An 8,111-nucleotide genomic window follows, 5' to 3' on the forward strand; every position below is an offset into this window, starting at 1 on the left:
CCGCCACAACCGGGCCCCTACCCCCGCGGCGCCGGTTTTTTCAAACCGGGGCGGGGGTTGGCACCTCCCCTCCACACTTTGGGGGGGGGGGGGCCGTTTTTCCGGGGCCCCCCCCTCACCCATCTGTCCGTGACGCCGCCGAGGACACCAGGGGCGGGAGCCCGCACCGCCGATGACGAGTGCCCGGGACCGGACCGCGAAGGCCCCCCGGGGGGGGGCGCCCGCCCGGGGGGGGGGGGGGGGGGGGCCGGGGGGGGGGGGGGGGGGGGGCGCGCCGCGCGGGGGGGGGGGGGGGGGGGCGGCGGGCGGGGGGGGGCCCCCCCCCCCCCCGGGGCGCGCGNNNGCGTCCGCGCCCCGGGTGGGCGACGGCGGGCGCCTGCCGGCCTCGCCCCGGCGCCGCCGCCGGGGGGGCGGGGGGGGGGGGGGGGGGCCTCTCGTGTACGGCCCGTCGGCCGCCTCAGCCGTGCTGGCGCGTGAGGCGGCGCAGCCGGGCCGTCCAGCGACCGGCTCCCGGGCGGCCCGCCCACCGCTCCGCGAGCGCCGTCCGGCGGTCGGCGACCGCCCACACCACCCGGACGGACGAGCGGGGCAGGAGCGTGGCCCGCAGCCGGGTGGCGCGGCCCGCCGACGCCCGCAGACCCGCCCGTACCGCCGACGCGTCCTCGGCGAGGCCGTCCGCCGGGCGCGGCTCGGGGGCGTACAGCACCTGCTCCACCGAGCCCGCGATCCGGTGCACGGCCTCGGCCGCGGTGGTGTCGAGCCGGCCAAGCCGCACGATCCGGGCCGCCGCCTTCCGGGGCGTCAGCGAATCGTCCGGGGCGATCCCGTGGTCCCAGGCCGTGTCGGTGATCTCCCGCCAGGCGGCCAGCGTCCGCGCCGCGGCGTCCGCGGGCGTCCGGCCCCCGGAGCCCAGCCGGCGGTTTCTCGTCCGGGTCCGCCACAGCAGCGGTGACAACGGCAGCACCAGCACCAGGACCGCCGCGAGGACCACCAGCAGCACCGTCCCGAGCGGGGTGCCCCGGTCGGTCGGCGCCGCCGCCCCGGCCTCCTGCGAGGGCCCGCACCCGCCTTCCTGGCGCAACTGCGGAGGGCAGCTGTCATCGGCGGAGGGAGCGGCGGACGGCTCCGTGGAGGTGTCCGCGGAGGGCTCGGCCGCGTCGCTCGCGGAGTCCGTGGGGACCTCGGGCCGGGTCCACGAAGGGGTGCTGCCCCGGCTCGGAGTGGGCTCGAACCGGGTCCATCCGACCCCCTGGAAATACAGCTCGGGCCAGGCGTGCGCGTCCCGCAGCCCGACCGACATAGCCCCGTTCGACTTCATGGTGCCCGGGGTGAAGCCCACCGCGACCCGGGCCGGAATGCCCAGCGTTCGGGCCATCGCCGCCATCGAGAACGAGAAGTGGACGCAGAAGCCCTCCTTGTCACGGAGGAACCGCGCGATGGCGGACGACCCCGTGCCCGAGGTGACCGTCGTGTCGTACGTGAAACCGCCCTCGGAAGCGAACCAGTCCTGGAGCTTCACGGCCCGCTCGTAGGCGTTGGCCGAGCCCTCCGTGACCCGCTCGGCGGTCTCGGCGACCACGTCCGGCAGCGAACCGGGGAGCTGGGTGTACTCCCGGAGCAGCTCCCCGGGCGGCTGGCCCGCGGCCGCGAGCTGCTCCGCCGTGGGCTCGACGACCAGGCTGCCGACCTCGTACTGCGCACCGCGCGTGGTCTGCCCGTCGTCGCCGACCAGGGTGCGGCCCTCGGGCTCGAACCGCCAGCGGCCGCCGACGCGGACCTCGCTCGCCGGGTAGGGGAGCGGCAGATACGTCTGCTGGTAGGAGCGCGAGGCGGAGATGTTCGTCCGGACCTCGGTGACCGAGACGTCCCCGCCCAGTCCGGTGGGCTGGGGAAGGCGGTCGGGGACGTCCGTCAGCCGCCGGGTGGAGGAACGCCACTCGCTGCCGTTGAACTCGTCCAGGGCCAGGATCCTCAGATAGAGGTTCTGCGGGTCCTGGATGTTGCTGCGGTACGTCATCACCTCCCGGTTCTCCGGCTGGTTGAGGTTGTTCTGGAGCGAGACCAGCGGATTCACCGCGGAGATGGTGCCGCCGCCGCTGCCCTTGCCGTTCCCCGGGCCGTTGCCGCCCAGCAGGCCGCTGTCCAGGGCGGGCAGGGCGAGGGGGGCCACCAGGGCGATGCCGAGCGCCAGCACGCCGATCCGCCGTCCGGTGCGGACGGGGGAGGGCCCGCCGCTCACCCCGGACAGCCCGTCGGCCAGACCGCCCGAGTTCCGCGCTGCCCCGCCGAAGACACGGCCCCACTGGGAGAGCCGGTCCCGGCCCTCCGCCAGCAGGAGCAGCAGATAGCCGGAGGCGGCCAGCAGGAACCACACCCAGCCCGCCCCGCCGTCCGAGAGGCCGGCCGCGACCGAGTACAGGGCGAGCAGCGGCAGCCCGGCCGGGGCCGCGCTGCGGAAGGTCACCGCCATGGCGTCCACGGCGAGACCGATCAGGACCACCCCGCCGACCACCAGCAGCTTGATGCCGTCGGTCAGCGGGGCCGGGATGGAGTACGTACCGACGTCCTCGCCGCCCGCCACCAGCAGCTCGCCGAGCCGCATGACGGCCTGCGGTCCTGGCAGCACCCCCAACAGGGCGTGGTCCCGGGCGAACACCAGCGTCAGCAGCACCAGGGTGACCAGTGCCTGGGCGGCGAGCGTCAGCGTCCGGGCCAGCGGCACCCGGCGCGTGAGGGCGCCCACCCCGCTCTGGACGCCTAGCAGCACCGCCGCCTGCACCAGCCAGCCGACCCCCTCCACCAGCGGGGTCAGCGCCCCCGCCGCCAGCAGTGTCGCCGCATAGGCGCTCAGCGCCAGCCTGCCCCGCCCGCTCATGACCATCCCCCCGCGAAACCTGTCGCGCCGCCGCTCGGGGCGGACGGCGTGTCCGTGCGCATTCCGCCCGCCACCTGCCACAGTTCGGGCAACTCGTCCCCCGGCTCCACCGGCACCGCCGTCCAACCGGACTCGCGCAGCCGTCGCAGCCGGTCGTCGGCCGCACCCTCGGCGCTCTCGTCGCCGGCCCAGGCGGCGCTGTCCAGGACGAAGGCGACCCCGGCCCCGGCACGCTGCCGCATCCGGGCCGCGACCGCGGTCTGCTCCTCGTCCAGATCGCCGAAGAAGGCGATGAGCAGCCCCTCGCTGCCGCCGCGCAGCACGTCATGGGCGCGGCTGAGACCCCCGCCGTCGGAATGACCGACCACCGCGAGCGTGTCGAGCATCAGTCCCGCCGAGTCCGCGGACTCCTGGGTCGAGCCCGCGTACCCGTCGGTGCCCTCGCCGGGCACCGCGCTCCCGTCGTCGGTGAGCAGCCGGACGGCGAAGCCGCGCTCCAGCATGTGCACGAGGGCGGAGGCCGCCCCCGACACTGCCCACTCGAAGGCCGAGTCGGGCCCGGCGCCCTGGTAGCCGATCTGCCGGGTGTCCAGCAGGACCGTGCACCTGGCCCGCTGCGGCTGCTCCTCACGGCGCACCATCAGCTCGCCGTGGCGCGCGGTGGAGCGCCAGTGGACCCGGCGCAGGTCGTCGCCGTGCCGGTAGCCGCGCGGAATGATGTCGTCCTCACCGGCGAGCGCGAGCGACCGCTGCCGCCCGTCGCCGTAGCCGGAGGCCTCGCCCGCCAGCCGCAGCGCGGGCAGCGGCACCGTACGCGGGATGACCACGAGGGTGTCGTACGCACTGAAGGAACGAGTCAGCTCGCACATCCCGAAGGGGTCGCTGAGCCGCAGCTGCAACGGGCCCAGCGGATAGCGGCCGCGCAGGTCGGAGCGGACCCGGTAGGACACCTCCCGCCGGCCGCCCGCCTCCACCCGGTCCAGGACGAAGCGGGGGCGCGGGCCCAGCACGTACGGCACCCGGTCCTGGAGCATCAGCAGACCGGTGGGCAGCCGGGAGACGTTCTCCATCCGCAGGTGCACCCGGGCCTCCGCGCCCGCGGGCACCCGCGACGGCGAGAGCCGCCGGGTGCCCGTGACCCGGTAGCGGGTGCGGTAGAGCACCGTCACACAGACCAGCGGCAGCACCGCGAGCAGCAGCCCGACCCGCAGCAGGTCGCCCTGGCCCAGGACGTACGCGCAGACGGCGGCGGCAAGACCGGCGGCCAGGAACGAGCGTCCCCGGGTGGTCAGCCCGCCCAGGGCCGCCCGGAGGCCGCCCTTCCGGTCGCCGTCCTCCACGGCGCCGGGCTCGCCGGCCGCCATCACAGCCGCCGTGCCCCGGGCTGCTGCTGGTGGTACAGCGGGCGGCCCGGCTCCTGCGCGGGCGGCGCGGTGCCGCCGGCCGAGGTCGGGACGGGGATGCGCTGGATGATCTCCCCGACCACCTGCTCCGCCGTGCGGCGGTTCAGCTGGGCCTGGGCGGTGGGCAGCAGCCGGTGCGCGAGCACCGGGGTGGCCAGCGCCTGGACGTCGTCCGGCAGGGCGTAGTCGCGCCCGCTCAGCGCGGCGGACGCCTTCGCGGCGCGCAGCAGGTGCAGCGTCGCGCGCGGGGAGGCGCCGAGCCGGAGGTCCGGGTGGGTACGGGTGGCCGCGACGAGCTCCACGGCGTAACGCCGCACCGCGTCGGCGACATGCACCGTACGGACGGCTTCGATCAGCTTCACGATGTCGTGGGCGTGGGCCACCGGCTGGAGATCGTCCAGCGGCGAGAGGCCCCCGTGCACATCGAGCATCTGGAGCTCGGCCTCCGGGCTCGGATAGCCGATGGAGACCCGGGCCATGAAGCGGTCGCGCTGGGCCTCGGGCAGCGGGTAGGTGCCCTCCATCTCGACCGGGTTCTGCGTGGCCACCACCATGAACGGGTCGGGCAGTTCGTAGGTGTGCCCGTCGATGGTGACCTGGCGCTCCTCCATCGACTCCAGCAGCGCCGACTGCGTCTTCGGCGAGGCGCGGTTGATCTCGTCGCCGATCACGATCTGCGCGAAGATCGCGCCCGGCTTGAACTCGAAGTCCCGCCGCTGCTGGTCGAAGATCGACACACCGGTGATGTCCGAGGGCAGCAGGTCGGGTGTGAACTGGATCCGCCGCACCGAACAGTCGATGGACCGCGCCAGCGCCTTGGCCAGCATGGTCTTGCCGACGCCGGGGACGTCCTCGATGAGGAGGTGCCCCTCGGCGAGCAGCACGGTCAGCGATAGCCGTACGACCTCGGGCTTGCCCTCGATCACACCCTCCACCGACCTGCGCACCCGCTCCGCTGTGGTGGTCAGATCAGTGAGGCTCGCTCGATCGTCATAGGTCGTCACCCGGCCCTCCTCGGCCCTTTTGCGCAGAGGCCGTCGCGCGTACCCGCGCGGCCCACCCCGGAAATCGGACGCTCCTCCGGAAGGCCCGGGGGAGGTCACACCCGCATTCTTGTTGCCGTTACCGCTTCGTGTCACTCGCCTGTGGACAAGTGGGTGTGAAAAGGCAGCGTCTGTCACGATTTCGGTGCCGCGGGGCACGGCGATGCGTGCGTGAGGTGCAGCGGAGGGCCCGGTGGCGAGGCGAGTCCGTTCAGGAAACGGAGTCGATCTCCCGCAGCAGACCGGTGGTCACGTCGAAGACGAACCCGCGCACGTCGTCGGTGTGCAGCAGGAACGGCGAGGTCCGCACCCGCTGCATCGACTGGCGCACGTCCTGGTCGGCGTCGGTGTAGGCCTCCACGGCCCAGGCGGGGCGCTGGCCCACCTCGCGCTCCAGGTCCTGGCGGAAGCCCTCGGTGAGGGACTCCAGGCCGCAGTTGGTGTGGTGGATGAGGACCACGCTGCGGGTGCCGAGCGCCCGCTGGCTGATGGTCAGCGAGCGGATCACGTCCTCGGTGACCACACCGCCCGCGTTGCGGATGGTGTGGCAGTCACCGAGCTCCAGACCGAGCGCGGCGTGCAGGTCGAGCCGGGCGTCCATGCAGGCGACCACGGCGACCTGGAGGACCGGACGCGCGTCCATGCCCGGGTCGCGGAAGTCCTTCGCGTACGTGGTGTTCAGCGCGACGAGGCGGTCGGTGACCTGGCCCCCCTCGCGGACCGCCGGAGCGGTGGGCGTCACGGACTCGGCGGGGGAGTGAGCAGAAGTCGACATGGCTACGACGTTAGCCTTCCCACCTGGTCCGGGCGGGCTGTGAGAGCGGACAAAGAACGTCAACGCGGCTTGTTGTGAGCTAACCCACAGGCCCCGGTGGACGCACCTGTTCGGGTGAGTTCGCCGCATCCGGTCGGGTGGCGCGACGCGCTGTCCGGTTCGTTGATCGTGAATCGATCGAATGGCAGGGTGGACTAAAGTAACGCGAAGTCACCATCCGTCTTCCCGCCCACCTGCCCCATCGCACCCCCCGCACCTCCTGCATATTCCGTATTTCCCCCGAGATGTGCGGCGTACGTGCGACCCGGCCCTCTCCCGCTCTCGGTCGGCCGACGCCCCTTCCCCGGCGCCGGCGGGCCTCCCCTTCAGAGCGGGCGGGGACCAGGACGTACGTGCCGGCCGCCCGGGACAGAGCCTGAGAGGGCGCATTGAGCCAGACCCGACACGTCCCGGTGATGCTCCAGAGGTGTCTGGACCTGCTGGCCCCGGCTCTCCAGGACCCGGCGCACCCCGAGCCCGTGGTCGTCGACTGCACCCTCGGCCTCGGCGGCCACAGCGAGGCCCTGCTCGCCGCGTTCCCCACCGCCCGGCTGGTCGCCCTGGACCGCGACAAGGAGGCGCTGCGCCTCTCCGGCGAACGGCTCGCCCCCTACGGAGACCGGGCCACCCTCGTCCACGCGGTCTACGACGAACTCCCCGAGGTCCTCGCACGCCTCGGGATCCCGAAGGTCCAGGGCGTGCTGTTCGACCTCGGCGTCTCCTCCATGCAACTGGACGAGGCCGACCGCGGGTTCGCCTACGCCCAGGACGCCCCGCTCGACATGCGCATGGACCAGTCCACCGGCATGGGCGCCGCCGAGGTCCTCAACACCTACCCGCCCGGCGAACTGGTCCGCATCCTGCGCGCGTACGGCGAGGAGAAGCAGGCCAAGCGGATCGTCTCCGCGGTCGTGCGCGAGCGCGAGAAGGAACCCTTCAGCAACAGCGCCCGGCTCGTCGAGCTGATCCGCGACGCACTGCCGCAGGCCGCCAAGCGCACCGGCGGCAACCCCGCCAAGCGGACCTTCCAGGCCCTGCGCATCGAGGTCAACGGCGAGCTGAGCGTCCTGGAGCGGGCCATTCCGGCCGCCGTCGCGAGCCTCGCCGTCGGCGGCCGCATCGCGGTGCTCTCGTACCACTCGCTGGAGGACCGGCTGGTCAAGCAGGTCTTCGCGGCCGGCGCCGCCAACACCGCGCCTCCCGGCCTGCCCGTCGTTCCCGAGCGCTACCAGCCGCGGCTGAAGCAGCTCACCCGGGGCGCCGAGCTGCCCACCGAGGAGGAGGTCGCCGAGAACCGGCGCGCCGCCCCCGCCCGGCTGCGCGGCGCCCAGCGCATCCGCGAGGAGGAGCGGTGAACGCCGGGGGCAGGCGCCGCACCGGGGGAGCCCCGCGGTGAGCAAACCGGCCGCAGCGCTCAAGGGGCGGGCCGCGCGGCTCGCCCGCCTGATGCCGTCCACCGGGCCCAGCAGCGCGGCCCGCACCCCCTTCGTCCTGCTGGTCGTCGTGCTCCTGGGCGGCGGACTCATCACCCTGCTCCTGCTGAACTCCGCCCTCAACGAGGGATCGTTCCGGCTCAGCGAGCTGAAGCGGGAGACCACCGAGCTCACCGACGAGCAGCAGGCCCTCCAGCGCGACGTCGACAGCCGCTCCCAGCCCGACGCCCTGGAGAAGCGCGCCCGGGAGCTGGGCATGGTCCCCGGCGGCAGCCCCGCCTTCCTGAACCCCGACGGGACGGTCCGCGGCAAGCCCACCGAGGCGACCGCACCGCCGCCCAGCCCGAGCCCCACGCCGAGCCCGAGCGGCTCACCGGACCCGGACGCCCCCGAGGCCGGACCCTCGGCCTCCGGTGCGTCGGCCGGCCCCTCCGGCTCCCCGTCGCCCTCCGGATCCGTACCCGCGACCGAGCCCGACCCGGCAGCCGCCCCCTCGGCGGAGAACAGCCCGCCCCCGACGAGCCCCGGCAGGTGACGCAGTGC

Annotated in this window: 6 protein-coding genes; 2 read left to right on the top strand and 4 right to left on the bottom strand. The window is 74.4% G+C overall.

Going from position 1 to position 8,111, the window contains the following annotated elements; all coding sequences use genetic code 11:
- Nucleotides 1–457 precede the first annotated feature (457 nt).
- The 4 genes from JS521_RS09405 to JS521_RS09420 form a co-directional block, all read right to left on the bottom strand.
- Nucleotides 458–2,875: a transglutaminase TgpA family protein gene (locus tag JS521_RS09405; protein WP_205082255.1), complete on the bottom strand. Its 2,418-nt coding sequence runs from the start codon at nucleotides 2,873–2,875 to the stop codon at nucleotides 458–460.
- Nucleotides 2,872–4,239 carry a DUF58 domain-containing protein gene (locus JS521_RS09410; RefSeq protein ID WP_205082256.1) on the bottom strand — a complete coding sequence of 456 codons (1,368 nt, stop codon included), beginning with the start codon at nucleotides 4,237–4,239 and terminating at the stop codon, nucleotides 2,872–2,874. Before JS521_RS09410 ends, JS521_RS09405 begins: the two co-directional genes overlap by 4 nt.
- Nucleotides 4,239–5,282, bottom strand: a complete 1,044-nt coding sequence (locus JS521_RS09415) for an AAA family ATPase (protein ID WP_030805856.1) — start codon at nucleotides 5,280–5,282, stop codon at nucleotides 4,239–4,241. The genes JS521_RS09410 and JS521_RS09415 overlap by 1 nt, the downstream gene beginning before the upstream one ends.
- Before the next feature lie 250 nt (nucleotides 5,283–5,532).
- On the bottom strand, nucleotides 5,533–6,096 hold the full coding sequence (locus tag JS521_RS09420; RefSeq protein ID WP_239486999.1) for a beta-class carbonic anhydrase: 564 nt from the start codon (nucleotides 6,094–6,096) through the stop codon (nucleotides 5,533–5,535).
- A gap of 428 nt (nucleotides 6,097–6,524) precedes the next feature.
- Here JS521_RS09420 and rsmH point away from each other — a divergent pair, with 428 nt between their 5' ends.
- Nucleotides 6,525–7,490, top strand: a complete 966-nt coding sequence (gene rsmH, locus JS521_RS09425; protein WP_205082257.1) for a 16S rRNA (cytosine(1402)-N(4))-methyltransferase RsmH — start codon at nucleotides 6,525–6,527, stop codon at nucleotides 7,488–7,490.
- A 37-nt stretch (nucleotides 7,491–7,527) separates the two neighbouring features.
- Nucleotides 7,528–8,103 carry a cell division protein FtsL gene (ftsL, locus tag JS521_RS09430; protein WP_205082258.1) on the top strand — a complete coding sequence of 192 codons (576 nt, stop codon included), beginning with the start codon at nucleotides 7,528–7,530 and terminating at the stop codon, nucleotides 8,101–8,103.
- Nucleotides 8,104–8,111 lie beyond the last annotated feature (8 nt).

The organism is Streptomyces durocortorensis (assembly GCF_016901035.1).
GTDB classification, from domain to species: Bacteria; Actinomycetota; Actinomycetes; order Streptomycetales; family Streptomycetaceae; genus Streptomyces; species Streptomyces durocortorensis.